The organism is Nocardiopsis sp. NPDC058789 (assembly GCF_042745575.1).
GTDB lineage: Bacteria > Actinomycetota > Actinomycetes > Streptosporangiales > Streptosporangiaceae > Nocardiopsis > Nocardiopsis eucommiae.
Genome location: NZ_JBHYOW010000008.1, coordinates 100,519 through 126,351, shown reverse-complemented (window position 1 = coordinate 126,351; position 25,833 = coordinate 100,519). Strand labels below are relative to the sequence as shown.

General features: G+C 71.4%; 23 protein-coding genes. 18 read left to right on the top strand and 5 right to left on the bottom strand.

The window, feature by feature from the left end:
- The first annotated feature begins 87 nt into the window (after window positions 1–87).
- From ACFW3L_RS13785 to ACFW3L_RS13760, 6 genes are read left to right on the top strand one after another with little or no spacing between them, the layout of a single operon-like run.
- Window positions 88–1,260 (top strand): C45 family autoproteolytic acyltransferase/hydolase, encoded by a 1,173-nt coding sequence (locus tag ACFW3L_RS13785; RefSeq protein WP_378740026.1) that lies wholly within the window; start codon window positions 88–90, stop codon window positions 1,258–1,260.
- A gap of 47 nt (window positions 1,261–1,307) precedes the next feature.
- A complete protein-coding gene (locus tag ACFW3L_RS13780; protein ID WP_378740023.1) occupies window positions 1,308–2,942 on the top strand; it encodes an ABC transporter substrate-binding protein in 1,635 nt (544 codons plus the stop codon).
- Entirely contained in the window at window positions 2,939–3,892 is a 954-nt protein-coding gene (locus tag ACFW3L_RS13775) for an ABC transporter permease (protein ID WP_378740020.1), read from the top strand. The genes ACFW3L_RS13780 and ACFW3L_RS13775 overlap by 4 nt, the downstream gene beginning before the upstream one ends.
- Entirely contained in the window at window positions 3,889–4,755 is an 867-nt protein-coding gene (locus ACFW3L_RS13770) for an ABC transporter permease (protein WP_378740017.1), read from the top strand. Before ACFW3L_RS13775 ends, ACFW3L_RS13770 begins: the two co-directional genes overlap by 4 nt.
- Window positions 4,756–4,759: 4 nt before the next feature.
- Complete coding sequence (locus tag ACFW3L_RS13765; protein WP_378740014.1) at window positions 4,760–5,755, top strand: ABC transporter ATP-binding protein; 996 nt, start codon at window positions 4,760–4,762, stop codon at window positions 5,753–5,755.
- A complete protein-coding gene (locus ACFW3L_RS13760; protein ID WP_378740012.1) occupies window positions 5,752–6,594 on the top strand; it encodes an ABC transporter ATP-binding protein in 843 nt (280 codons plus the stop codon). Before ACFW3L_RS13765 ends, ACFW3L_RS13760 begins: the two co-directional genes overlap by 4 nt.
- Window positions 6,595–6,668: 74 nt before the next feature.
- Here the strand turns inward: ACFW3L_RS13760 and ACFW3L_RS13755 are convergent, their stop codons facing one another.
- On the bottom strand, window positions 6,669–8,057 hold the full coding sequence (locus ACFW3L_RS13755) for a flavin monoamine oxidase family protein (protein ID WP_378740009.1): 1,389 nt from the start codon (window positions 8,055–8,057) through the stop codon (window positions 6,669–6,671).
- 165 nt (window positions 8,058–8,222) lie between these two features.
- Here ACFW3L_RS13755 and ACFW3L_RS13750 point away from each other — a divergent pair, with 165 nt between their 5' ends.
- Entirely contained in the window at window positions 8,223–8,879 is a 657-nt protein-coding gene (locus tag ACFW3L_RS13750) for a TetR/AcrR family transcriptional regulator (protein WP_378740007.1), read from the top strand.
- A gap of 13 nt (window positions 8,880–8,892) precedes the next feature.
- Here ACFW3L_RS13750 and ACFW3L_RS13745 read toward each other — a convergent pair whose 3' ends face one another.
- Complete coding sequence (locus ACFW3L_RS13745) at window positions 8,893–10,320, bottom strand: gamma-aminobutyraldehyde dehydrogenase (protein WP_378740005.1); 1,428 nt, start codon at window positions 10,318–10,320, stop codon at window positions 8,893–8,895.
- Window positions 10,321–10,508: 188 nt separating this feature from the next.
- Between ACFW3L_RS13745 and ACFW3L_RS13740 the strand changes: the two genes are divergently transcribed.
- Window positions 10,509–11,159: a maleylpyruvate isomerase family mycothiol-dependent enzyme gene (locus ACFW3L_RS13740; RefSeq protein WP_378740003.1), complete on the top strand. Its 651-nt coding sequence runs from the start codon at window positions 10,509–10,511 to the stop codon at window positions 11,157–11,159.
- A gap of 10 nt (window positions 11,160–11,169) precedes the next feature.
- On the opposite strand, the gene ACFW3L_RS13735 is transcribed toward ACFW3L_RS13740, so the two are convergent.
- Window positions 11,170–12,174 (bottom strand): alpha/beta fold hydrolase, encoded by a 1,005-nt coding sequence (locus tag ACFW3L_RS13735; RefSeq protein ID WP_378740001.1) that lies wholly within the window; start codon window positions 12,172–12,174, stop codon window positions 11,170–11,172.
- A 92-nt stretch (window positions 12,175–12,266) separates the two neighbouring features.
- Between ACFW3L_RS13735 and ACFW3L_RS13730 the strand changes: the two genes are divergently transcribed.
- The 4 genes from ACFW3L_RS13730 to ACFW3L_RS13715 all read left to right on the top strand — a co-directional run bounded on the left by ACFW3L_RS13730 (window position 12,267) and on the right by ACFW3L_RS13715 (window position 16,445).
- The gene (locus ACFW3L_RS13730; protein WP_378739999.1) at window positions 12,267–12,833 is read left to right on the top strand and encodes a TetR/AcrR family transcriptional regulator; all 567 of its coding nucleotides are present in this window, start codon (window positions 12,267–12,269) and stop codon (window positions 12,831–12,833) included.
- A 46-nt stretch (window positions 12,834–12,879) separates the two neighbouring features.
- A complete protein-coding gene (locus tag ACFW3L_RS13725; RefSeq protein WP_378739997.1) occupies window positions 12,880–13,821 on the top strand; it encodes an SDR family NAD(P)-dependent oxidoreductase in 942 nt (313 codons plus the stop codon).
- Between the two features lie 234 nt (window positions 13,822–14,055).
- The gene (locus ACFW3L_RS13720) at window positions 14,056–15,522 is read left to right on the top strand and encodes an MDR family MFS transporter (protein ID WP_378739995.1); all 1,467 of its coding nucleotides are present in this window, start codon (window positions 14,056–14,058) and stop codon (window positions 15,520–15,522) included.
- A gap of 53 nt (window positions 15,523–15,575) precedes the next feature.
- A complete protein-coding gene (locus tag ACFW3L_RS13715; protein WP_378739993.1) occupies window positions 15,576–16,445 on the top strand; it encodes an aminoglycoside phosphotransferase family protein in 870 nt (289 codons plus the stop codon).
- 915 nt (window positions 16,446–17,360) lie between these two features.
- Here the strand turns inward: ACFW3L_RS13715 and ACFW3L_RS13710 are convergent.
- Complete coding sequence (locus ACFW3L_RS13710) at window positions 17,361–18,701, bottom strand: DUF222 domain-containing protein (RefSeq protein WP_378739991.1); 1,341 nt, start codon at window positions 18,699–18,701, stop codon at window positions 17,361–17,363.
- Window positions 18,702–19,066: 365 nt separating this feature from the next.
- A complete protein-coding gene (locus ACFW3L_RS13705) occupies window positions 19,067–19,459 on the bottom strand; it encodes a GNAT family N-acetyltransferase (RefSeq protein WP_378739989.1) in 393 nt (130 codons plus the stop codon).
- Between the two features lie 448 nt (window positions 19,460–19,907).
- On the opposite strand from ACFW3L_RS13705, the gene ACFW3L_RS13700 reads away from it, so the two are divergent.
- The 6 genes from ACFW3L_RS13700 to ACFW3L_RS13675 all read left to right on the top strand — a co-directional run bounded on the left by ACFW3L_RS13700 (window position 19,908) and on the right by ACFW3L_RS13675 (window position 25,822).
- Window positions 19,908–20,276, top strand: coding sequence for a DUF3817 domain-containing protein (locus ACFW3L_RS13700; RefSeq protein WP_378739986.1), 369 nt, complete (start codon window positions 19,908–19,910; stop codon window positions 20,274–20,276).
- Window positions 20,277–20,483: 207 nt separating this feature from the next.
- Window positions 20,484–21,290 (top strand): peptidoglycan recognition family protein, encoded by an 807-nt coding sequence (locus ACFW3L_RS13695; protein WP_378739984.1) that lies wholly within the window; start codon window positions 20,484–20,486, stop codon window positions 21,288–21,290.
- Window positions 21,291–21,688: 398 nt separating this feature from the next.
- Window positions 21,689–22,636, top strand: a complete 948-nt coding sequence (locus ACFW3L_RS13690; protein WP_378739982.1) for a tripartite tricarboxylate transporter substrate binding protein — start codon at window positions 21,689–21,691, stop codon at window positions 22,634–22,636.
- On the top strand, window positions 22,633–23,196 hold the full coding sequence (locus ACFW3L_RS13685; RefSeq protein ID WP_378739980.1) for a tripartite tricarboxylate transporter TctB family protein: 564 nt from the start codon (window positions 22,633–22,635) through the stop codon (window positions 23,194–23,196). Before ACFW3L_RS13690 ends, ACFW3L_RS13685 begins: the two co-directional genes overlap by 4 nt.
- On the top strand, window positions 23,193–24,815 hold the full coding sequence (locus ACFW3L_RS13680) for a tripartite tricarboxylate transporter permease (RefSeq protein ID WP_378739978.1): 1,623 nt from the start codon (window positions 23,193–23,195) through the stop codon (window positions 24,813–24,815). The genes ACFW3L_RS13685 and ACFW3L_RS13680 overlap by 4 nt, the downstream gene beginning before the upstream one ends.
- Window positions 24,812–25,822 carry a 4-hydroxythreonine-4-phosphate dehydrogenase PdxA gene (locus tag ACFW3L_RS13675; RefSeq protein WP_378739976.1) on the top strand — a complete coding sequence of 337 codons (1,011 nt, stop codon included), beginning with the start codon at window positions 24,812–24,814 and terminating at the stop codon, window positions 25,820–25,822. Before ACFW3L_RS13680 ends, ACFW3L_RS13675 begins: the two co-directional genes overlap by 4 nt.
- The last annotated feature ends 11 nt before the right edge of the window (window positions 25,823–25,833 follow it).

Below are 25,833 nucleotides of genomic sequence, written 5' to 3'. Positions count from 1 at the left end.
ACTCATTACACTCCTGAGGAAACAGTCGTTTCAACTATGCGCGTCTTCGTAATGAATGTTACATGACGTGTTCGGGGGACCACCATCATGACCACCACCGCACCGCGAACGCCCTCGGGCCTGCCGCTCATCGAGATCAGCGGCGGTCCACGTGAGCGCGGTGTCGCCTACGGAGAGGCCGCTCGGGACCAGATCGCCGCGGCCATGGGCTTCTACGAGCGCGCCTTCACCCAGCAGACCGGCCTGAGCTGGGGCGGCGTCCTCGACCGTGCCCGGGGCTGGCTCGACACCTGCCGCTCCTTCGACGCGGACATGGTCACCGAGATGGAGGGCATCGCCGAGGGCGCCGGGGTCGACCTCCTCGACGTCCTGGCCCTCAACGTGCGCGGGGAGATCATCTACGACTCCTCCTTCCGCTCCATGCCCGCCGCCACCGAGTCCGACGAGCGCGAGGCCTCGGACGGCTGCACCTCGTTCGCCCTGGCCGAGGGCGCGACCGGCGACGGCCGCGTCTACGCCGGACAGAACTGGGACTGGCGGCACGGCACGGCCGACACCGTCCTCATGCTCCGCGTGGTACAGCCGCCCCGCCCCACGCTCATCATGCAGGTCGAGGCGGGCCAGGTCGGGCGGCACGGCGCCAACTCCGCCGGGATCGCGCTCAACGCCAACGGCCTCGGGGGGCGCTTCGGGTCGGCCGTCGGCGTCCCGCAGACCCTCGTCCGACGCCGGGTCCTGGACTCCTCCAGGCTCTCCGACGCCCTGAACGCGCTGGTCAAGACGCGTGCGCACATCGCCAGCAACGCGCTGCTGACCCACCGCTCCGGGTTCGCCATCGACGTCGAGACCACCCCGGGCCCGTGCCAGTGGATGTATCCCGACGACGAGGGCGTGCTCGTCCACGGCAACCACTACCAGGCCGGTGTCCCGCCGCAGCTGGCCGAGTCCTACCGCCCGCTCGCCACGGACTCACTCATCCGCGTGCCCCGCGCCCGGCGCGGACTGGCCGCCGTCCGGACCAGCGACACCCCCGAGCGGGTGCGCGCCGCCGTCCACCAGGCCATGTCCGACCACCTCGGCCACCCCGAGTCCCTGTGCACGCACCCCGACCCCACCGCACCCGAGGTGCGCCGCTGGTCCACGCTGCTCTCCAGCCTCGTCGACCTCACCAGCGGCGAGTACCGCGTCGCCGCCGGAAACCCCTGTGAGCACGACTACGAGCTCATGCCCTGGAACCTCTACGACGGCCCGGGCGCCTGAAGCCGAACCACTGTCCACATCCCCCTTCTTCCCTGGAGTAGACCGTTGTGAAGGACAGACCACCACGCCGCGCCGGAGCGGTGATCCCCGCCGCCGTCCTGGCGCTCGTCGTGACCGCGTGCTCGGCCCCCGCCCCGGGGCCCGAGCTCGAACTGACCGCCACCACCGCCCCGGCCACGGGTGAGCTGGACTCGGTGACCTGGATGCTGCCGTCCGAGCCCACCTCACTCGACCTGGACGCCAACGGCGGAACCGCGCAGAACACCGTCCTCGCCAACGTCTGTGAACGGCTGATGCGGGTCGCTCCCGACCTCAGCGTCGGCCCCGGGCTGGCCGAGTACGCCGAGTGGGAGGACGACTCCACCGTCGTCTTCCGCCTCGCTCCCGGGGCCGCCTTCCGCGACGGCACCCCGATCACCGCCGACGACGTCGTGTGGAGCATGGAGCGGCACGCGGCCGAGGGCGCCGAGGAGTCCGACGAGTACGCGAACGTGGAACGGATCGAGGCCACCGGAGACCGCGAGGTCACCGTCCGCATGAGCCAGCGCGACGCCGTGTTCGTGCCCGCCATGGCCGGGAACGGCGGCATCGTCTACGACCGCCGCGTCCTCGAGGCCGACGACGACGCCTACGGGACGCCGCAGGGCTCGGACGCCTGCACGGGCCCCTACCAGCTCACCGAGTGGAGCTCCGGGAGCCGGGTCGTGCTGGAGCGCGACGACGCCTACTGGAACACCGACCGCGCCGCGCACGTGCGCCGGGTGGAGTTCCGCTGGGCCGTCGAGAACGCCGTGGTCAACACCCTGAACACCGGTGAGTCCGACGGCGCCTACCTCGACACCGCCTCGGCCGCCGTCCCGCTGCTGCGCGACGAGACCGTCCAGGTGTACCAGGGGCCCTCCACCAACGTGTGGTCCCTCATCACCACCGAACGCGGCGGGCTGGCCGACCCCCGCCTGCGCCGGGCCCTGTCCCTGGCGCTGGAACGGGACGGCATCTCCCGGTCGGCCTTCGGCGGGCTGGCCGAACCGTGGTCCGCTCCCCTGGGCCCGGGCGGCTGGGGGTACGAGCGCGCACGCTTCGAGGAGGCGTACGCGGCGATCGACGCCGCCCCCGCCGACCCAGGGGAACCGGAACTGGAGCTGGCCCGCGCCCTGGTCGAGGAGGCCGGGGCCCCCGAGGAACCGCTCGTCATCGCCAACGACGGGGAGCCCGCCCGCACCATCATCGCCAACGCGGTCGTGGACGCGGCCGCGAAGATCGGGCTGGAGGCGCGGATCGCCACCGTGCCCCGGCAGCAGTTCGGCAGCTACTACGTGGACCCCGAGCTGCGCTCGCAGGTCGACCTCTTCTCCGACGAGTACTGGATCTCGAAGAACGACCCCGTGGGCTTCTACAAGAACGGCGCCTCCGACGCCGGGGTGAACTACTCCGGCTTCGCCGACGAGGAGTACGACGCCCTCGTCAGGCAGGCCCAGGCCGCGACCGACGACGCCGAACGGGCCGAGCTCGCCGTGGAGCTCCAGGACCGCTGGACCGAGGCCATGCCGTGGATCCCCGTCGTCCAGGTCCCCACGACCCTCGCCATGGGACCCGGAGTCACGGGGGCGCCCGCCTCCTCCGCGTTCCTCTTCTACCCGTGGGCCGCCGACCTCGGCGCCCGAGAGGACGAAGGACGATGACCACGCACGTGCTGCGCCGCCTCGGCGGCATGCTGCTCACCCTGGCCGTCAGCTCGGCGCTGATCTTCGGGGCCATGTACGCCGCGCCGGGCGACCCGGTGTCGTTCCTGGTGGGCGACCCCGAGAACGTCACCCCGGAGCGGATCGCCGCCGTCCGCGCCGAGTACCACCTGGACCAGCCGCTGCTGGTGCAGTACTGGCTGTGGCTGGGCGGCGCCGTCACCGGCGACCTCGGGACCTCGTTCCAGTACAACGCGGCGGTGGGCGACCTGATCCTCACCCGCCTGCCCACCACCGTGTCCCTGGTGGCCTACGCGGCGGTGCTCTTCACCGTCCTGGGCATCGCTCTGGGCGCCCTGTCCGCCGTGCGTCGCGGGCGCCGGACCGACGCCGCCGTCACCGCGGGCACCACGCTGGCCGCCTCGGTACCGTCGTTCGTCCTGGCCATCGCGCTGATCTCCCTGTTCGGCGTGCGGCTGGGCTGGTTCCCGGTGACCGGCCTGGGCGAGGGCTTCCTCAGCCGTGTCCACCACCTCACGCTGCCCGCGATCGCGCTGGCGACCGGAGCCCTGGCCATCATCTCCCGGGTCACCCGGCAGACGATGGTGGAACAGTTCGACCTGGAGCACGTCGCGGCGTCGCGGGCGTCGGGGATCGCGGAACGGCATGTGGTCCGCCGCCACGTGCTGCGCAACTCCCTGGGCCCCGTCGTGACGATGTGCGGCCTGGTCACCGCCAGCATGCTCAGCGGAACCGTGGTGATCGAGTCGGCGTTCGGCCTCAGCGGGATCGGCGCGCTGCTGGTGGACGCGATCAACAACCTCGACTTCCCGGTCGTGCAGGCCGTCCTGCTGTGCATGGTGGTCGCCTACATGGGGGTCACGACCCTGATCGACCTCGTCCACCCGCTCCTGGACCCGCGGGTCCGCATCGAAGGGAACAGGGTATGACCGCCCAGACGCCCACCTCGGCCGTCACCGCGAACACCACCCGCGCGGGAGCGCGCGGGTCCGGCGGGGTGGTCCTCTGGACCAGCGCGGGATTCCTCGTCACGGTGGTCCTGGCCGCCGTGTTCGCCCCGCTGGTCGCCCCCGCCGACCCGAACGCCATCGACTTCGGCGACATCTGGGCGCCACCCGGCGCCGACCACTGGCTGGGCACCGACCAGATGGGGCGCGACCTGCTGTCCCGGGTCGTCCACGGCGCGCGGGAGAGCCTGCTGGGCCCGCTGCTCCTGCTCCTGCTCGCCTCCGTGCTGGGCGTGGCCATGGGAACCCTGGCCGCCTGGCGGCGCGGCTGGGTGGACGTCCTCCTCGCCCGTGTCACCGACGTCATGTACGCCTTCCCCGGGCTGCTGTTCGTGGTCCTCGTGATCGCGGTGTTCGGCAGCGGCATGACCACGGCCGTCGTGGCCCTGGGGCTGGCGTTCACCCCGATCATCGCGAAGTTCACCCGCAGCGTCGCGCTGGCGGAGTGCGCCAAGCCCTACATCGACGCCTACCGGGTGCAGGGGGTGAGCGGCCTGGTCATCTGCCTGCGCTACCTCATCCCCAACATGGCACCCGCCCTGCTCGGGTACCTGGTGGTGCTCTTCGGAGAGGGCCTGATGAGCCTGGCCACGCTCAGCTTCCTCGGCTTCGGCGCGCAGCCGCCCAGCTCCGAGTGGGGCCTGATGGTCCAGGAGGGGCAGTCCGCGCTGATCCAGGGCGTCCTGTGGCCCGCGCTGGTCCCCGGAGCGGCCATCGCCCTGGTCGTTGTCGCGTTCAACATCGTCGGGGTGCGTGTCGCCGACCGGCTGAACTCACGGAGGTAGGCCCATGCTGCTCGACATCGACAACCTCACCGTCACCCTGCCGGGCGCCGAGACGCGCCGCCCGGTCCTGGACGAGGTCAGTCTCACCGTGGGACCCGGCGAGGTCGTCGGCCTGGTCGGTGAGTCCGGATCAGGGAAGTCCACCACGGCCCGCGCCGTGCTCAGGCTCCTTCCCGAGGGCTCCGCCGTCAGCGGCCGGGCCAGCGTCGGCGGGACCGACGTGCTCGGCGCGGCACCGGCGGAGCTCACCGCGCTCCGTTCCCGACGGGTGTCCATGGTCTTCCAGGACCCGCGCTCGGTGCTCAACCCGGTCCGACGCGTGGGGGACTTCCTCACCGAACGCCTGGTCCTGGCGCTGGGCACGCCCAGGGCCGAGGCCCGTGCCCGGGCGCTGGACCTCATGGCGGAGGTCGGCCTGAACCGGCCCGAGGAGCGCTTCCACCAGTTCCCGCACGAGATGTCCGGGGGCATGCTGCAACGGGTCGTGCTCGCCGCGGCCCTGGCCACCGAGCCCGAGCTCCTGCTCGCGGACGAGGCCACCAGCGCCCTGGACGCCACCACCCAGGCGGAGGTGCTCTCGGTCCTGCGCGACCTGCGCGAACGTCGGGGCATGGGTGTCCTGTTCATCACGCACGACCTGCACCTGGCCGCCGCCTACTGTCACCGGGTCCACGTCATGTACGCGGGCCGTGTGGTGGAGTCGCGCGAGGCGTCGGCGCTGTTCGCGGACCCGCTCCACCCCTACACGCGTGGTCTGATCGCGTGCAACCCGGGGCTGGACTCCGATCTGGCCCCCGAACCCATCCCCGGCGCCCCGCCCTCGCTGTCCACCGCGTTCACCGGCTGCCCCTTCGCGCCCCGGTGCGCCGACGCGACGGAGGCCTGTACGACCTGGCGGCCGGAGACGTTCCCGCTCGACGACGGCGGGGTCGCCTGCGTGCGGGCGGAGACGGTGAACGACGGAGCGCGCGCGTCGCGTCCGGAGGAGGAGAACCGATGACCCCGAACGAACCGGCGCTGTCCGTGAGCGGACTGCGCAGGGCCTTCCCCATGGGCCGGGGCCTACCGGAGCTGGTGGCCGTGGACGACGTCTCCTTCGAACTCGCGCCCGGTGGCTCCCTGGGAGTGGTCGGTGAGTCCGGGTCCGGCAAGAGCACCGTGGCCCGGATGCTGGTGGGGCTGGAACGGGCCGACGCCGGGGAGATCCGGGTGGCGGGCCGCGCCCGTGGCGTCCGGGAACGGGGGCGCGCCGCGCGCCTGCGCCGGGCACGCGAGGTGCAGCTGGTCTTCCAGAACCCGCTGGAGTCCCTCGACCGCCGTCTCACCGCGGCCCAGTGCCTGTGCCACGTCCTGCGTCTGCACGGCGCGGACCGGGCCGGGGCGGACCGGCGCGCCCTGGAACTCCTCGAACAGGTGGGACTCGGAGCGCGGGAGGCGGAGGCCAGGCCGCACCGGCTCAGCGGGGGTCAGCGGCAGCGCCTGGCGATCGCCCGCGCGCTGGCGGCGGATCCGTCCGTGCTGGTGCTCGACGAGGCGGTCTCCGCCCTGGACGTGTCCGTGCAGGCGCAGATCCTGCGGTTGCTCTCGCGGATCCGCGAGGAGTCGGGGGTGTCCCTGGTGTTCGTCTCGCACGACCTGGCCGTGGTCGGACAGGTCACCGACGAGGTCCTGGTCATGTACCGGGGCCGGGCCGTGGAGCACGGCCCCACCCGGCGCGTGCTGCGTGAGCCCGAGCACCCGTACACGCGCATGCTGGCCTCCAGCGTGCCGGGGCCGGGCTGGGACCCGGCCGAGGTGGTCCGGCTGCGCGCCGAGTTCGCCGCCGCCTCGGAGGTGTGACGAACCGTTCCCAAGGCGCGAGGGAGCCCGGTCCCGTGTGAACGGGGGCCGGGCTCCCCGGTGTCGCGGCGGGGTCAGCCGGTGGTGCCCGCGAGGATCTCCTCGGCGGCGCGGCGGCCCTGGCGCAGCGCTCCGTCCACGTGCTGGTAGCCCTCGGCTGCCAGGTCCGAGCAGGCCCAGCCGATGGGGCCCACGGGGGTGCGCTGGTCGGCCCCGTAGCGGTGCAGTCCGCCGAGGTCGTAGCTGGCCGCGTAGGCGCCCCGGGTCCACTCCTCGGAGGCGAAGTCCGACTCGAAGTAGACGACGGGCTCAAGGGCCTCCTCCCCGAGGTAGTGGGAGAGGGAACGCAGGACCGCGCCCCGGCGCTCCTCGGCGGAGCGGCGCAGGAGGTCGTCCGCGAGCTCGTCGGAGACGAAGGCCACCAGGGTGCCGCGCTCGTCCCCGTGGTTGGTGTTGTCGTAGACCTCCTGGCAGAGCTCCCTGGCCCCGAAACCGGTGCCGGAGAGCCCCCGGTCCCGCCAGAACGGACGCTCGTAGACCGCGTGGACCTTGATGACCAGGCCCATCGACGTGTGCTGGTGCATCTGCTGCTGGAGCCAGGGCAGGGCCGGCTCGAAGGAGATGCGCGAGTAGAGGGTGGGCGGCACGGCCACGATCACGCGACCGGCGCGCACGGTGACGCGTTCGGAGACGACCGTGGCGCCCTCCTCGCTCCAGCGGATCGTCCGGACCGGGCTCGCCAGGTGGACGGTGCCCTCCTCCAGCGCGTCCGCCATGGCCCGCGAGACCGCCTGCATGCCGCCGACCACCCGGCGGTCGAGGATGAAGTCCTCGTCCACGAGGTGGGAGAAGGACCCGGCGGAGGCCGCCATGAGGACGGCCTGGAGCGCGGAGAAGGCGTGGGCGGGCTTGGTGAGCATGCCCCCGGCCATGAAGATGCCGATGTTCTCGCGTGCGGCCTCGTCGTCGGTCTGCCGCCGCAGCCACTCGGTGAAGGTGACGGTGTCCAGCTCGCGGGCGAGCGGGTGCTCCCAGGGACGCTCGACGCCGCTCTCCTCGACCAGGCCGTCCAGGACCGCGATCACCCGAGCCATCTCCGCCTCGGTCCGCTCCCCCGCCGGGAACATGTCGCCGGTGTACTCGTGCCGGGAACCGTCGGGCGCGAGGTAGACGTTGGCGCCCTCGCGGTGGCGCGGGTAGGTGCTCATCCCGAGCTCGTCCAGGAGGCCGAGCAGCACGGTCTGGTCGGGCGAGACCCACTGGCCGCCCAGCTCCAGGAAGGCGCCGTCGACCTCCCGGGACCAGGTGCGCCCGCCCACGCGGTCGCGCGCCTCCAGGACGGCGACGGTGCGTCCGGCGGCCTGGAGGGCGCGTGCGGCCATCAGCCCGGCCGGACCCGCGCCCACCACGGCGACGTCTCGATAGAGGACCTCGTCGCTGCCGATGACGTGTGTGCCTCGCATGGGTGCGCTCCTTCGAACCATTAAATGAATACCATTCATTAACGGGCACGAGATCCCCGGGTGTCAAGCCGGACACTCTCACGGGCGGCGCCGACACGGGGCGCGGGCACGCCGCTCCTAGACTGGTGGGGACCGTGTCCGGGCCTCGACAGGAAGCAGGCGCCAGTGAGCCAGGGAACCCGCAGCGGACGGGGCCGGGGCAGACCCTCCTCGCCGGTCCTCTCACGGGAGCGCGTCACCCTGGCCGCGATCCGGATCGTCACCGAGCAGGGCTACCGGCACCTGACCATGGCCGCCCTGGCCCGGGAGCTCGGGGTGGCGGCCTCCGCCCTGTACAACCACGTCGCCTCCAAGCGGGACGTGCTCATCCTGTTGCAGGAGCGCGTGAACGAACGGATCGACGTCTCCGGCTTCGGCACCGAGCCGTGGGATCGGGCGCTGCGGCGGTGGGCGCACTCCTACCGGCGGTGCTTCATGGAGCACACGGCGCTCATCCCGGTCATGGCCGTGCTGCCCGTCGCGGACTCCCCGAGGACGCTGCGGATGTACGAGCGCGTCACACGCGCCCTGGAGGAGGCCGGGATCGTCGGCGCGGACGCGGTGGACATCATCGTGGGCGTCGAGGCGCTGGTCTTCGGCGCCGCCTACGACGCCTCCGCCCCCGAGGGGATCTTCGACCCGGGCAGCTTGGAGGACGTGGCCCCCACCTTCACCCGGTTCGCGGCGCAGAGGTCGGCGGACCCCCGCGAGGCCGCCGACCGGGCCTTCGAGCTCGCACTCGACGCCCTGGTCAGCGGCCTGCGCCAGAAATACACGGGCTGAGCCCCGGCTCCGGTCAGCCCAGCGCGTGCATCACGTGCTTGACGCGGGTGTACTCCTCGACCGAGTACAGCGACAGGTCCTTGCCGTAGCCCGAGGACTTGAAGCCGCCGTGCGGCATCTCCGCCGTGAGCAGGACATGGGTGTTCACCCAGACGCAGCCGAAGTCCAGGTCCCGGGTGAGGCGCATCGCGACGCCGTGGTCGGCGGTCCAGACACTGGAGGCCAGCGCGTAGTCGACGTCGTTGGCGAGCTCCACGGCCTCCGCCTCCGACACGAAGGTCTGGACGGTGAGGACCGGGCCGAAGGTCTCCTCCTGGACCAGCTCGTCGTCCTGGCGGACGCCGGTGATCACGGTCGGCTCCACGAAGTAGCCGTCGCCCTCGACCGCCCGGCCGCCGGTGACCACCGTGGCGTGCTCCGGCAGGCGCCCGAGCTTGTCGGTGACCGACGCGAAGTGCCGGGCGTTGTTGAGCGGCCCGTAGTCGTTGCGGGACTCGTCGGCGTCACCGGTGCGGATTCCGCGGGCCGCCTCGGCCAGCAGCTCCACGAAGCGGTCGTGGGCGCTCTCCTCGACCAGGACCCGCGTGACGGCGGTGCAGTCCTGGCCCGCGTTGAACGTGCCGAACTCGACCAGGGCCCGGGCCGTCGCGGGCAGGTCGGCGTCGGCGAAGACCACCGCCGGGGCCTTGCCGCCCAGCTCCAGGTGGCCGCGCTTGAGCCCCCGGGCCGCCGAGGCGGCGACCTGTCGGCCCGCGCGGACCGAACCGGTGATGGAGACCATGGCCGGTTCGGGGTGCTCCACCAGGAGACGACCGGTCCCGGCGTCGCCCAGGATGACGTTGAACACGCCGGCCGGGAGGATCTCGCCCATCAGCCGGGCCAGGACCAGGGTGGACTCGGGCGTGGTGTCCGAAGGCTTGAGCACGACGCAGTTGCCCGCGGCCAGGGCGGGGCCGATCTTCCACACCGCCATGAGCAGCGGGTAGTTCCACGGGGTGACCTGGGCGACGACCCCGACCGGCTCGCGGCGGACGTAGGAGGTGTGCCCGTCCGTGTACTCGGCCGCCGCGCGGCCCTCCAGCGTGCGGGCGGCACCGGCGAAGAAGCGCAGGTGGTCCACGCCCATGGCGACCTCCTCCTGGGAGATCATCCACCGGGGCTGGCCGGTGTCGCGGTGCTGGGCCTCCACGATCTCGTCCGCGTGGGCCTCGACCGCGTCCGCGATCCTGAGCAGCAGCCGCTGCCGCTCGCCCGGGGTGACGTGCCTCCAGGTGGCGAAGGCGGCCCGCGCCGCGTCGAAGGCGGCGTCGACGTCGACCTGGTCGGAGACGGGCGAGACCGCCACCGTGGTCGCGTTCGTGGGGTTGACGACGTCGATCCGGCCCTGACCATGGGCGTCGACGAAGGCGCCGTTGACGAAGTTCTGGAGGGGACTGCTCATGGGGTCTCCTGGGGCGCCGGTTTAATGATCAGCATTCATTTTAGGGGCGCGGAACGTGAGCGGCAACACCCTCCCCCGGCGTCTCCGACGAACGCGCCCCTCCCCGACGCGGTCGGTCCCGCCACGGCGGCGTGGAGCGGCCCGCGCTCCTTCCCGGAACTGTCACCGGCGGTCCGTAGAGTGCGCGTATGGAGACCTCCGACGTCAAGGGACTGCTCGCCGCCGAGCACGCGGCACTGGTGAACGACCTGCGGGAACTCACCGACGAACAGTGGGGCCGGACCTCGCTGTGCACCGAGTGGTCCGTGCACGAGGTGACGGCGCACCTGGGCGCGGGTATGACCACGGGCCAACTCGCGTGGATCGTCTCGATCCTCCGTGCGGGATTTCGCCCCGCGGTCCACAACCGTCGGCAGATCGCGCGCTTCGCCCGGTCCGAACCGGCCGCGACACTCGCCAGGTTCGCCGCGCTGGGCACCGAGGGCGGCGAACCGGTTCGGCTGCCCACCGGAGACCCCTCGCCCTGGCTGGGGGAACTGGTCGTGCACGGCCAGGACGTCCGCCGCCCGCTGGGAATCGACCGGGAGCCCGCCCCCGAGGCGGTGGCCGAGGTGGCCCGGTTCTACGCCTCCCGCGACTTCGCGGTCAACAGCAGGTCCCAGGTCAAGGGGCTGCACCTGCGGGCCACGGACGCGGACTTCACCACGAACGACCCCGGCCTCCCCACGGTGGAGGGCCCCCTGCTCGCGCTGGTCATGCTCATGGCCGGTCGCTCCGCCTACCTGGACCAGGTGCGCGGCGCCGGCGCGGCCGAACTGCGCGGCAGACTGGAGGGCTGACGCGCGGGGCTCAGCCGTCGTGCTCCGCCCAGTACGCGGGAAGCTCCGCGCCCAGCTCGTCGGCGGCCTGCATGGGCAGGGAGTGCGTGGTCTCCGGCCAGACGGTGACGGGGCCCAAGCCGAGCTCCCGGGCCCGCTCCGACGCCTCCTCACCACCGGCCAGGGACGCGTCGTCGGCCAGGTCGATCCGGACCGGCATCGCCATGGACCGCCACTCCTCGTCCGAGAGGGTGCGCGGCACCAGGGAGACCGCGTCGTAGTGCCGCGAGCCCTCGTCGATCATCACCGACATCGGGGTGCGCTCGCGCACCTCCTCGACCGAAACGCCGCCGATCTCCGCCATGCCCCGGTCCTTCCACGACTGCGGCACCGGGAGCAGCAGCAGGGAGGACCACAGGTAGGTGGAGGCGGGGAGCCCCCGCAGGACCATCACCGGTTCGAGCAGGGTCAACGAGGCGACCCGGCCGGGGTGTTCGAGGGCGTGGGCGGTGGCGACGGCCCCGCCGAAGGAGTGCCCCACCAGGTGGACGCGCTCCAGGTCCAGCCCCGCGAGCACCTGTTCCACCCAGTCGGCCTGGTCGTCGAAGGAGGAGAGGGGCGTGGACTGCGTCGACATCCCGGCGTCACCGATCGCGTCCATCGCGAGGAGCGTGCGCTGGCCGACCCAGTGGTGGATGTTGTCACCCCACATCGGCGCTCCGGACCGGATGCCCGGCAACAGCACCACCGGCGGGGCGTCCTCCTCCCCCGCGTCGGCCGTCCACTCGTACACGCGCACGGACCCGTACTCGGTGGCGACGTCGTGGACCCGGGTCGGTTCGGGCAGGGTCGCCATCACGTCTTCGTAGGCCTGGCGGTAGGCGGCGTACCCCTCCGCGCTGCGCCAGTGCCCCACGGAGGGCTCGGGCGCGACGATCGCCACCGCCTTGTCGACGACCAACCAAGCCACCGCCAGCACGGCCAGGACCTGGAGCGCTCGACGCAGTCGGGGACGGCGCTTCTTCCGGTCGGACATGACCCCTCCTGGAAAATACGATCGTATTGAACTTCCTCCGAGCGTACACCCATCTCAATACGATCGTATTGAACCGGGGTACGATGGGCGGCATGAGCAACCCGGAGCCCGACCAGAGACGGACCGAGATCTTTTACGCCGTGTGGCGGGTGATCGCCGAGAACGGCATGGGGGCGGTGTCCATGCGCAACGTCGCCACGGCCGCCGGGGTCTCGGTCGGACGCATCCAGTACTGGTTCCGGAGCAAGGACGAGCTCCTCCAGGCCAGCCTGGAGGCGATGCTGTCGAGCGCCGAACGGCTCCACGACGACTCCACCCGCGGGGCCGACGACCGCGCGGTCCTCTGGGAACTGGTCGCGCACCCCATCCCCCGGGCCGAGACGGCCCGCGCCGGCGTGTCCGTGTTCCACCAGTACGTGGCCGCCGGGGTCCACCACCCGGCTCTCGCCCGCCTGCTGGCCGAGGCCAAGGACGGCGAGGAGGCCGAGGCCGCCCGTCTCCTCGCCGGGATCGCGCCCGACCTCCCCGATCCCCGCTCCTCGGCACGGGGACTCATGGCCACCGCCGACGGCCTGTCCATGCGCGTGCTGATCGGCGGCCTGAGCGCGGCGGAGGCCGAACGCACACTGCGCGAACACCTGGACCGGCTTCTGACCTGACATCCTGCCGGGAGCCGAGAATCCCCCACGGAAGGAGAACGAGCACATGGGCTGGCAGGCACCGAACATGGACGGACGCACGATCGCGGTGACGGGGGCGAGCTCGGGGATCGGACTGTGGATCACCCTGTTCCTCGCCCGGGCCGGAGCCGACGTCGTACTGCTCTGCCGCGACACCCGACGCGGTGAGCGGGTCGCGACCGCCCTGCGTGACGAGGTCCGGGGGGCCAGCACACGGGTGGTGCGGATCGACACCTCCGACCTGACCAGCGCCAGGGAGGCCGGTGCCGTGCTCGCCCGACTCCCACGGCTGGACGCCCTGGTCAACAACGCCGGACTCGTGGGCGGACCGGCCCGGCGCGAGGTCAGCGCGGACGGGCACGAACTGACCCTGGCCACCAACGCGCTCGGCCACCTCGCGCTCACCCACGAGGTGCTGGAGTCGCTGGAGCGGTCCTCCGGTCGCGTCGTCTGGATGGGATCGATGAGCGCCAAACTGGTGCGCCCCGCCCCCGACGACCTCGAACTGGAGCACGGGTACTCACCGTGGCGGGCCTACGCGCAGTCCAAACTCGTCACCCACGCGCTCGGGTTCGAACTGCACCGACGACTGGCCGCACGCGGGTCGACGGTACGGAGCCTGGTCGCGCACCCCGGCTACTCCCTGCCGGCGCTCGCACCGAGCGCCGGAACGCTCTTCACCCCGCCCCGGCCCACGGCCCTGGACCGGCTCCAGTACCCGTGGGCCCAGGGGATCGACCGCGGCGCGCTGCCCGCCGTGTACGCGGCCACCGCCCCCGAGGCCCTGAGCGGCCAGTTCCACGGCCCCCGCGGTGGACTGCGCGGTGAACCGGCCCTGTCCGGCGGGGTCGCCGGAGTGGAGGGCGCGGGGTCGCACGGCACCGGCGGCCCGGGCCGCAGGAGCGTCGACCCGGTGGTGGGCGCGGCCGTGTGGTCGTTCGCGACGCGGGCCTGCGGACTGGCCTGACCGCTGTGGGGAAGGGCACACCGCCGAGTCGGCCCCGCGGTTGCACAGCGCGCAAAAATGGGGCGAGACGGGACGTTCCGTCGCCTAACCTGGAAGCCACAGTGGCGTTCGCGGCGGAATATCCCCTCTCCACCGGAATACTCCCGTGACCAGCGGGGTTGACCGTTCGACGGAACAGCCCGCACCCCCGCTCATCCCCCGGATCCAGGCCATCCCAAGCGCGCAAGGAAGTACGTGACCAGGCAACCCGACGTGACACACTCCGACGAGGTCGCGGACCAGCGCGCGACCCGACTCGTCATCCCGCTCCTCCTGGTCTCGGCGTTCGTCGTCATCCTCAACGAGACGATCATGGGCGTGGCCCTGCCCGCGCTCAACCGCGACCTCGGCATCTCGGTCTCCACCGGGCAGTGGCTGACCTCGGCCTTCATGCTCGTGATGGCCGTGATCATCCCCGTGACCGGGTTCCTGCTGCAGAGGTTCCACCTGCGGCAGGTGTTCATCGCCGCGATGACCCTGTTCAGCCTCGGCACCCTGATCTGCTTCCTCGCCCCGAACTTCACGGTCCTCCTGCTCGGCCGGATCGTGCAGGCCAGCGGAACCGCGATCATGATGCCCCTGCTCATGACGACCATCCTCAACACGGTCCCGTCCGACCGCCGGGGACGCGTGATGGGCAACATCTCCATCGTCATGGCGGTGGCCCCCGCCGTCGGCCCGACCCTGTCCGGCCTCATCCTGAGCGTGCTGGACTGGCGCTGGCTGTTCGGTCTCGTGCTGCCGATCGCCCTTCTCGCGCTCGGCCTGGGCGCGGCCTTCATCCGCAACGTCACCGAGCCGCGCGCCGCCCGGATCGACGTGCTCTCGGTGATCGTCTCCGCGTTCGCCTTCGGTGGTCTGGTCTACGGCTTCTCCAGCCTGGGCAAGGCCGCCGACGCCGACGCGGCCGTCCCGCCGTGGGCGGCGCTCCTCGTGGGCTCCGTGGCACTCGTGCTGTTCGTGTGGCGCCAGATCGGGCTCCAGAGGGAGGAGCGGGCCCTGCTCGACCTGCGGGTGTTCCAGTCCCGCCAGTTCTCGATCTCCATCGCGCTGGTCCTCGTCAGCTTCATGGCGCTGTTCGGCACGATCATCCTGCTGCCGCTCTACATGCAGAACGTGCTCGGCCACGACACGCTCGCGACCGGACTCACCCTGCTGCCCGGCGGCCTGGTGATGGGGCTGCTGGCCCCGTTCGTGGGTCGCCTCTACGACCGCTTCGGACCGCGCCCCCTGGTCACCCCGGGCGCGGGCGTGGTCGCCCTGGTGATGTGGAGCATGACCCTCTTCGGCACGGAGACCCCGCTCGGCTACGTCGTCGCCGCGCACATGGCGCTCAGCGTCGGGCTCGGACTCATGTTCACCCCGCTGCTCACCGGTGCGCTCGGCTCCCTGCGGCCCTCGCTGTACTCGTACGGCAGCGCCGTGGTGGGCACCGTGCAGCAGGTGGCGGGCGCCGCAGGCACCGCGACGTTCATCGCCGTGATGTCCGCCGTCGCCGCCAGCCAGCTGGGCGACGGGGCGGACGCCGTCGTCGCCGAGGCGGGCGGGATCCACACGGCGTTCATGCTGGGCGCGGTCATCGCCACCCTGGCGTTCTTCGCGACCTTCCTGGTGCGCCGGTCCGAGGCCGGTGTGGAGCCCGGGGCCGTCCCCGTCCACTGATGTCCGGGGGGCGGCGGCAGCCGCCCCCTACAGTGGTCCCGAGGAGGTCCACCGTGGACGAGAAGGCACTCGTGCGAACCCTGCTCGAAGAGCAGCACCCGGATCTCTCTGGGCTCGCCCTGCGCGAGGTGGAGGGCGGTTGGGACAACCGGATGTGGCGCCTGGGAGAGGACCTCGCGGTCCGGATGCCCCGCTCGCCGCGCGCGCCCGAGCTCCTGCGCGCGGAACACCGGTGGTTGCCCGACCTGGCCCCGCGCCTGCCGCTGCCCGTGCCCGTTCCGATGCGCCTCGGCGCCCCCTCCGCGCGCTTCCCGAACCTCTGGTCGGTCACCACCTGGGTGAGCGGACACCCGGCCGACCTCGCCCCCGTCACCCGAGGGACCCGGGCCCTGGCCGCGTTCCTGACCGAGCTCCACCGGACCGCCCCGGAGGAGGTCCCGCTCAACCCCTTGCGCGGGGGGCACCCGCGCGAGGCCGTCGAGGACCTCGAGGAGTACGCACGGGGGATCGCGGATCCCGCGCACATGGACGGGATTCTGGAGGTCTGGCAGGCGGTGGCGGACGCACCGGCCTGGCACCTGCCCCCGGTGTGGCTGCACGCGGACCTGCACCCGGCCAACGTCGTCAACAGGGAGGGGGCCCTCGCCGGGGTCCTGGACTTCGGTGAGCTCTGTGCGGGAGACCCGGCCACCGACCTCGCCGCCGCGTGGGTCCTGCTCCCCGACGGCTCGGCCGACGCGTTCTTCGCGGAGTATCCCGCCGACGAGGCCACCGTCCTCCGCGCCCGGGGCTGGGCCCTCCTCCGGAGTCTCGTCCTCATCCAGATCGGCCGCGCCGGGGACCAGGGCCTCCCCGGTGGCAAGCCCACCTGGAAACCCGCAGGCGAGAAGGCCCTATCCCGAGTACTTGCGCCATTCCCCTAACCAATCCACTATCCGTGTGCGCGGAGAGCAGCGCTCAGGTATTCGGGTCAGGGCCTGCTCTGGCGGGTCCATCCCCGCGTGCGCGGGGAGCAGCGGGGCCGAACCCCGTAGTCGCGCAGGGGCGCGGGTCCATCCCCGCGTGCGCGGGGAGGCAGGTGGACAAGCGCCGCCGCTACCGGTTCGTCGTGGGTCCATCCCCGCGTGCGCGGGGAGCAGCCGCCGTTCTCGATGCTGGCCGCCATCCACGGGGGTCCATCCCCGCGTGCGCGGGGAGCAGACTGGATGAGTAGTGAGCGCATGGCCCCGGCTGGGTCCATCCCCGCGTGCGCGGGGAGCAGACTCCGGAGGCCGTGAGGTCCCCACCGTCCCGGCGGGTCCATCCCCGCGTGCGCGGGGAGCAGACTTTTTGACCTGCGAACTTACCGGCGGCAAGTGCTCGTTTTTCCAACTTGTCGAGAAACAGACAAATCCGGCACCACTCATTACGGTAGCTGTCACGTGTGAGCCTAATGCGAGTGCGATGCGTTCCTCCACGCCTGTGCCTGCCGGGATTCGTGTCGCGGCTGGTCGCGCGTGCCAGCGCAACAGCGGCGGCAAAGGAGGGCAGGACCCCAGGCCTCTGGTGATCGGGGCGAGATCGCGGCTGGTCACGCCTGCCATCGGAACTACGGCGGCGAGGGCGGGTTGGGTACTGGGTATGTGGTCTCCGCGGGGTGGGTGGGGATGGAGGCCGACCACGTTCCGACAGCAGCGATGGCAGGGCCAGCGAGAGCTTCTGCGCGGTGGGGAAGGGTGATTCATGGTCGGCCTTCTTCTCTGTGGTGTGGGTGTGTGACTGGTGGAGCGAGAGGGGGGCAGGGCATACGGGTGTCTTGGTGCTGGGGTCTGGGCGTGCGGGAGTAGGGCCTTGGTCCTTCATTCGCGTGGGGGTGGTTCTGGTTTCGGTGGCGGGTCTGGTGGCTGATGGGCCGGGCGGCCCTTCCAGGTGGCTCGGTGGGGGTTGTTCTCCCGGCGCCATTTGAGCCGGTTGTGGGTCGAGCACAGCGGCTGGATGTTCCCGGCGCTGGTTTGACCGCCCCGGGAGTAGCTGGTGATGTGATCGGCCTCAGTAGCGCTGATCGGGACGTCGCACCCCTGGGGCCAGGCGCAGGTGGTGCGCCCATGGTGGGCGACGGCGCGGATCTGCTCGGGAGCGTTGCGCATCCCCCGTCCCACGTCCAGGGGCTTGCCGGTGGCGGGGTCAGTGATCACTCGCCGCAGCACACTGCCCGGGGCCATGGTGTGCACGGCTTCCATGGCCAGCACCATCCCGTCCTGCGTCGAGGCGCCACCCGTGTTACCGGTGGGCTGGCCAGGAGCGAGGTTGGTGCGTCGGCCGGTGTAGACGTCCAAGGGCACGGTGACGTTGATCATCGCGAGCGGCCCCGGAGGCTTGGTGCAGTTCTGGTGACCCAGCGCGGACCTGACCATGCGCATGAACGCGTCGTAGGAACGTTCGGCCCTGGACTGCTCCGGGTGCCCGGGATTGTGGGGTGTGGTGAACGCCCCCACCGCTTTCTCCAGCAGTTCGGCGTCCACCTCGGGGCCCCAGGCCTGGAGGTAGAAGGAACCCTCGAAGCTACGCACCACGTCCAGGCGGCGGGCATCGTAGGCCTTCTTGTACTCATCCTCCGCCAAGGCGGGGTGAAGTCGGATGGAGACGCGCTTGCCGAGTTGGGTGAGTTGGGCAGCGGACAGGGCGGGGTTGTCGGCTTTGGCGGCCATGAGCCCGGCATCCATCAACGCCCGGAATTCGTCCGCATCGGGGAACTCGGTTGTGTTCCGGGTGGCGGTGGACGCTTCCACGACCTTGGCGATCGCAGCCGCTTCCCCCAGGGAAAGCACACCCTCGTCCAGGGCTTTACGGGTTTCGGGAAGCTGTTCGTTGAACAGGGCCTCGGCCACTCGGGCCAGGGAACGAGCTTCGGCTGGATTGGTGCCCAGGGCTTGGGTGATCCATCCGGCCAGGGTGCGCTGTCCGCCGACTTCGAGGAGGTTGCCGGTGGCCTGGATCTGGGCCAGGCGCAGCAGCATCGCGAGTTTGGCCTGGTCCATGTCCTGCCAGAGGTGACAGATGTCGTCCAATACTCCAGCGACCGCACCGGCCGGAGGGGTGTCGGCCAGGGTGCGGGTGAGCTCTTCCCTCGCGTGGCGCATCGCGACCACGGCGGGAGAGCGTCCCGCCGTGACCGCGCCGCACAAAGGAGAGAAAGTCATGCTTCCATTGTATGCGTGAATTGGAGAGAGGGGAATGGAAGGGAAGGGAGAATGCGACCTGGAATGCCAGGTTTCTTTTCCAGAAAAGGGGCTGTGGATAACCCTCAAAATCCGCGTGGGTGTGTTATGTAATGTGCGTTCGGGTGATTGACCGGCCGCGACACGGGTCCCGATGAGCGCGGGCCTGGGGTGCTGTTTCCCTCGCCGCCGCATTTCGTTCGTGGCATTGAACAGCCGCGACACGCAAGACGATCGACGCAGAGCCCGGCGAGTGCGGCCCAGCTGACCACCCCGCCCTCATCCCAGGGGAGAGAACCCAGCTTCTCTCCTCTGCTGACTACAACGAAGAGAACCAGCCAGCGCCCTCACTTCGAGAGCCGGAGCAGCCCGGCGCGGGTACGACGGAAACCGCAGGCCTCGTAGAAGCCCTCAAGATGGGGTTCGTAGTCGACGTGCAGCCACTCGATGCCCGACTCTCGCAGGTCACTGATGAGCGCCCCGACGACGCGACCACCAACTCCGCGACGCTGGTGGGCGGGAACGACGGCGGTGTCCAGGAGAAAGGCGTGCGCTCCCCCGTCCCACACCGCGTGGACGAAGCCCACCAGTAGCCCGTCGTCGAAGGCTCCGACCCAGGAGCGGCTGTGCCGTTCGAGCCGTGCGGACCAGGGCATCAGGGAGAACTCCTGCCCGAACGCCTCGGCGTGCAGGTGGGAGAGCCGTTCGTCGTCCACGGGGCAACGCACCTGGATACGCACGGGTTCGACCTTACTCGTCGTCCTCGTGGCGGTCGAGGTGGGAGGTGCCGCGACGCCAGGAGCCGTCGCTCGTCGCGCACGAGGCCGCGCTCCTTCAGGAGCCCCCGACGGGCCTGAGGGTGCCCGCCTCCCCCGCCGCGTGGACGAAGCCGTCCCCCTCGGGGAGGTCCAGGGGGCACGAAACAGCAGATCGGTGCTGCCGGGCTCGGCCCCGCCCCGGTGGAGCCAGGTGATCTCCGGTGTCCTCGTCAGCCCGAGCCGGTCGCCCTTCTCCGCGTTGATCGCCCCGCGAGCCCGTAGCGGGTGCGCCCTGCGGAGCAAGAACAAGGCTAGCCGAGGCGTCGACGGTGGGGGGCGAAACCGGGTTCCGCCAGGGGTGACCTAGCCTGGTTGCGGCCCGGGGCACCCCGGGACCCTCCCCGCACAGCGACGAGCCCGAGGAACCCCGTTGAGCATCACGACCCTGACCGCCCGAACCTTCCGCGTGGTGGCCGTCTTCGAGGCCTTCACCTGGGCCGGACTCCTCGTCGGCATGTACGTCAAGTACCTCGGCAACGGCAGCGAACTGGGCGTGCAGATCTTCGGCCCCGTGCACGGCGGCGCGTTCATGGTCTACGTGGCGGTGACCCTGTTCGCCGCGTACCGCCTGCGCTGGGGCGTGTGGCCGACCCTGGTCGCGCTGGCCGCGTCCATCCCTCCCCTGGGCACGCTTCCCGCCGACTGGTGGCTGCACCGGACCGGCCGACTGACCGATCCCGCCGAGCGCGCGGACGGGGCGCGGGGGACCGGCGCCGGGGAGCCCGCGAAGGTCGCCTGACCACCTCCTGGGACCCACGAATCACACCAGTGTCCAGGCTCACCCCTTATCCCGGAGTTCTCTTTCTGAACAGAGGGGTAAGGGGTTTACATTTTGTCCGAAATCGGACAGCGATTTCTCTGATGTGCCCCCTTGGCGCACGGCGAGCCGTCCATGTTCAGTTGTGAACTGGCAAGTAACCGGCTCCCACGCAGAAGGGTTTCCCCCATGCCACAGCGACACGGACCCGACCGGCGCGCGGTCCTTCGAGGCGCGGCCGTCGCCTCCGGCGCGGCGTTGGCCGGAGGCGCGTTCGGCGTCTCCACCGCACACGCCGACACCTCCTCGGCCGCGGCCGAACCGGCGATGTACTTCCGGGCCGACTGGGGCGCCCGGCCCCCGTCGAGCCCGATCCAGGTCCTGGCCGAACCGCCCAGCTTCGTGGTCGTGCACCACACCGCGACCCCCAACAGCGCCGACCACTCGGAGGCGCACGCGCTGGCCCTGTCCCGGTCCATCCAGAACTTCCACATGGACAGCAACGGCTGGTCCGACGCGGGCCAGCAGTTCACCATCAGCCGCGGCGGCCACATCATGGAGGGCCGCGACCGCGCCGTCCCGGCCGTGCGCGAGGGCCAGCACTGTGTGGGCGCGCACGTGGCCAACAACAACAGCACGTGCGTCGGTATCGAGAACGAGGGCACCTACATGGACGAGGGCCCCACCCAGGCCCTGACCGACTCCCTGGTGGCCACCCTGGCCTGGCTGTGCGGCGCCTACGGCCTCAACCCGCAGGAGGCGATCCTCGGGCACCGGGACTTCAACGCGACCGCGTGCCCCGGTGACGTGCTGTACGCGATGCTCCCCGACCTGCGCAACGCGGTCACGGGAGTGATGCTGTCCCGGGGCCTGGAGATCGGCACGCGCACGGTGCCCGTCCAGGACCGCCCCACCTACCCGCCGGTGCCCGCGGACGAGCCCTCGCGCGAGTTCGACCACGGTCCCGGGCGCGGCGCGGACGACTTCACCCGCTGACCGAGCCGCGAGGACGTCTCCCCGTTCGGCGTCACTCAGGAGCGGTCAGCGAGGGGCGGGGGGGGGCCGCGCGCGGCGGGCGGGCCGCCCGCCCGACCCCGCCCCGCGCCCCCGCCGGCGGCGCCCCCCACCCCGCGCGGTTGAGCGGGGGCGGGGGGGGGCGGGGGTGTGGGGCGCCCCCCCGGGGGGGCGGGGGGGGGGGGCCCCCCCCCCCGGGGGGGGCCCCCCACCGCCGTCCCGTGTTCGTTCGATTTTGTTTCGCCCCCTTGTCATTCCTGTGTCAGACACCTAGCTTGGTCCGATATCCAATAGGATCTTTGATGTCGTGCTGGTTGCGCGTCAGAGAGCTCCTCCACCCCCCGGACGCAAGAGGGCCTGACATGAAGCCATCACCGCGCATGGCACTGGCAGCGCCAAGCGCCTGCATCCTGCTCGCGGGATGCACGGTGTTGAACGCCAGCCCCGCTCCCCCCGACGACTGGACCCCCCGGGGTTCGGTCTCCGCACTCGTCGCCTTCGCCCCCGGCGGCGGCAGTGACCGCTCCGCCCGCGTCGTGGCCGAGGCACTCAACGACCTCGACGCCGGGTTCAACGTCAACGTGGAGAACAGGGAGGGGGGCTCCGGCGCGGTCGGCTGGGCCACCTTCATGTCCGAGCAGGGCAACGGCAACGCGCTGCTCGTGGCCGAGAGCGCCCTCAACACCCTGCCCCTCGTCTACGACGTGCCCTTCACCTACCGCGACTTCACCCCTCTGGTCATGTTCGCCCAGGACTCACGGATGGTCGTCGCCTCCAGTGACGCCCCCTACGAGACCTGCGCCGAACTGATCGAGGCCAGCCAGGACCAGACGGTCAAGACCGGGTCGAGCGGCCGGACCGGCGCCGACTCCCTGGTCACGGCGGAGTTCGAGCGGAGCGGCGGACAGTTCTCCGTCGTGCCCTACGGATCCACCGGCGAAGTCCTCACCGGACTGCTCGGCGGCCAGATCGAGGTGGCTCCGGCCAGCGCCGCCTCCGCCAAGCCCTACGTGGAGAGCGGCGACTTCAAGGCGCTGTGCACGCTCAGCGAGGAGCGGTACGACGACCCCGTGCTGGGCGACGTGCCCACCGCCGTCGAACAGGGCCTGGACGCCGAGGTCACCATCTGGCGCGGTGTCCTGGCCCCCGACGGGATCGCCCCGGTCCAGCGGGACTACTGGATCGACTCGATCCTCGAGGCCATGGAGTCCGACACCTACCACGACTACATCAGGGACGACCTCCTCATCCCGGCCGTCCTCGCCGGTGAGGAGTTCGAGGAGTACCTGGCGGAACACGACGAGCAGATGGCGGAGGTGTTCCAGTGAGCGGCGACGCCACACCCCTCCCCGCGAGTGCGGGGACCGGCGGCGCGACCAGGGCCCGGCCCTCGGTCCTCGCCGCGCACGCCGCGCTGTCGGTCCTCGGCGCGCTCTTCCTCCTCGGCTCGTTCGCCTACCCCTTCACCGCTGAGGACGGGACCGTCGGTCCGGGGGCGCTGCCCCGCGTGGCCGGTCTGGCCCTGGCCGTCATCGGGGTCGTGCTCCTGTACCGGGAGGCGCGCACCGGGACGGTCCTGCGGGGCGACGGCCACGTGGAGGAGGACTCCGGGCACTCCGCCGAGGAACTGCGGGCGATCCGCCGCAAGCTGGCCGTCGTCTCGGCGGCCCTGGTCTGCACCGGTGCGCTCATCCCCTTCCTGGGCATCCTGCCCGCACTGGCCGTCCTGACCCTGTTCCTGACCATCGGCGTCGAACGCCTGCGCTGGCCCGTCGCGCTCACCGCGTCCGTCGGCGTCCTGGTCGTGTGCTACCTGCTGTTCGTCGTACTCCTGAGGGTCCCCCTTCCCCTCGGCGTCTTCGACCCGACCCTGTGGAGCGCCCCGTGATCGACAACCTCGTCGTCGGTTTCAGCGCCGCGCTCACTCCGGAGAACCTCTTCTGGTGCTTCGTGGGCGTCCTTCTCGGCACGGTCATCGGCATCCTGCCCGGCCTCGGGTCAGCCACGGGCGTGGCCATCCTGATCCCGGTCACCCTCACCTTCGACCCGCTCACCGCGCTCATCATGCTCGCGGGCATCTACCACGGCTCGCAGTTCGGAGCCACGACCACCGCCATCCTGGTCGCCACACCCGGCGAGGCGTCCTCAGTGGTCTCGACCTTCGACGGCTACCGCATGGCGCGCGCCGGACGGGCGGGACCCGCCCTGGCCATCTCCGCGATCGGTTCGTTCACGGCGGCGTTCGTCGCGCTGATCGCCCTGACCACGCTGGCACCGATCTTCGCCGACATCGCCCTCGGCTTCGGCCCGCCCGAGATCCTCGCCGTGATGGCCCTCGGTCTCTGCACGATCGTGGTCTTCTCCGGGGGCAACCTCCTGATGGGCGCCGCCCTGGGCCTGGTCGGGGTCCTGATCTCCAGCGTGGGGGTCGACGTCGGCTCGGGGACACCCCGGTACACCTTCGACCAGGTGGGCCTGTTCGGCGGTCTGCCCTACGTCGAGGTGATGATCGGGCTCTTCGCCATCGGGGAGCTCCTCAACCAGCTCCACCGGGGCATGGCCACCCCCATCCGCGCGCGTTTCCGCGACCTGCTCCTCACCCGGGAGGACCTCCGCCGCTCGGCCCCGGCCACGGCACGCGGCACCCTCGTCGGGTTCGTCCTCGGCTGCCTGCCCGGAGCGGGGACCACCCTCGCCTCCTTCATGGCCTACGGAGTCGAGAAGCGGTTCTCCCGGAACCGCGCCCAGCTCGGAACGGGAGCGATCGAGGGTGTGGTCGCCCCCGACGCGGCCACCAGCTCGGGGTCCAACGCCAACTTCATCCCGACGCTGGTCCTGGGGGTCCCCGGTGGCGCCACCACCGCCGTCCTCCTCGGCGCCTTCCTGGTGTACGGCATCCAACCCGGGCCGCTGCTCTTCGAGAACCAGCCCACGCTCGTCTGGGGCCTGCTGGCCTCGTTCTTCATCGGCAACGCCATCCTGCTCCTGCTGAACCTGCCGCTGGCACCGGTCTTCGCCCAGCTCCTGCGGATCAGGTACTCGATCCTCTACCCGCTGATCATCGTCACGAGCCTGGTCGGCGCCTACTCGATCAAGAACAGCATGCTGAGCGTGTGGATCGTCATCGTGTTCGGCTTCGTGGGCTACGCGATGAAGCGGCTCAACCTCCCCGTGGCGCCCCTCGTGCTCGGCCTGGTCATCGGCCCTCTCTTCGAGACCGCGCTGGTGCAGACCTCGGCGCTGGGCGAGGGCTCGGTCCTGCCCCTGCTCGCCTCCAGCGGCACCGCGCTCGCCATCCTCGGGGTGGCCCTGCTGCTGATCGTCGGCCCGGCGGCCGTGAGGGCGCTCCGGTCCGCGCGCCGGGGAGACGGCGGTGCCAACGGCCACGACGACACCGACACCACCGGGATCACCGAGGCGGAGACCTCGGGCTCCACCGACGGCCACGCCGCGAACGACGGCGCCGACACCGCTCACCAGCCCCCACCGCCAGAAAGGCAGTCATGACCACTTCTTCGCAGCCCCGCCCCCGCGTCGCGATCACCCTGGGGGACCCGGCGGGGGTCGGACCCGAACTGATCGCGAAGCTGCTCTCCCGCCCCGAGAACACCGGGGCCGCCGACATCGTGCTCGTCTCCGACCCTGAGGAGCTGCGGTCGGCGGGCGAGGACGCCGGGGTCGCGATCGAGTACGGCGACGCCGGAAGCGGGCTTCCGGTCCTGTACGACAACGGGGCCGCCCGCCCCGCCGGGAGCGAGGGCGGCTTCGAGCGCCGCGCGGCGACCGAGGCGGGTGGCAGATGGGCACTGGCCAACCTCGCCGTCGCCCTCGACATGGCCAAGGACGGCCGGGTGGACGCCATCCTCTTCGCGCCGCTCAACAAGTCGTCCCTGCACCTGGCCGGAATGACGGAGAACGACGAGCTGCGCTGGTTCGAGGAGGTGCTGGGAGTCGAATCCTTCACCTCCGAGCTCAACGTCCTGCCCGGCCTGTGGACCGCGCGCGTGACCTCACACGTGTCCATCGCGGACGTGCACTCGGGCATCACACGCGACAACGTGGTGGAGGCCGGTCTCCTGCTCGACCAGGTACTGCGCGGCTCCGGGCTGGACTCCCCGAGGATCGGCGTGTGCGCGCTCAACCCGCACGCCGGGGAGAGCGGCAGGTTCGGCCGCCACGAGATCGACGTCATCGGTCCCGCCGTCGCCGATCTCGCGGGTCAGGGGCTGGACGTCAAGGGTCCGTTCCCCTCGGACACCATCTTCCTGCGCGCCAGGAGCGGTGAGTTCGACGGTGTCCTGACCATGTACCACGACCAGGGCCAGATCGCCATGAAGCTGATGGGGTTCGACGGAGGGGTCACCATCGCGGGCGGGCTCCCGGTCCCGATCTGCACACCCGCCCACGGCACCGCCTTCGACGTGGTCGGGCGGGGCGTGGCCAACACCGGGTCGGTGCAGAACGCGTTCGACCTGGCCGTGAGCATCGGCGATCGGCGGTCCGTCGACGCCTGACCCCGGCCGCC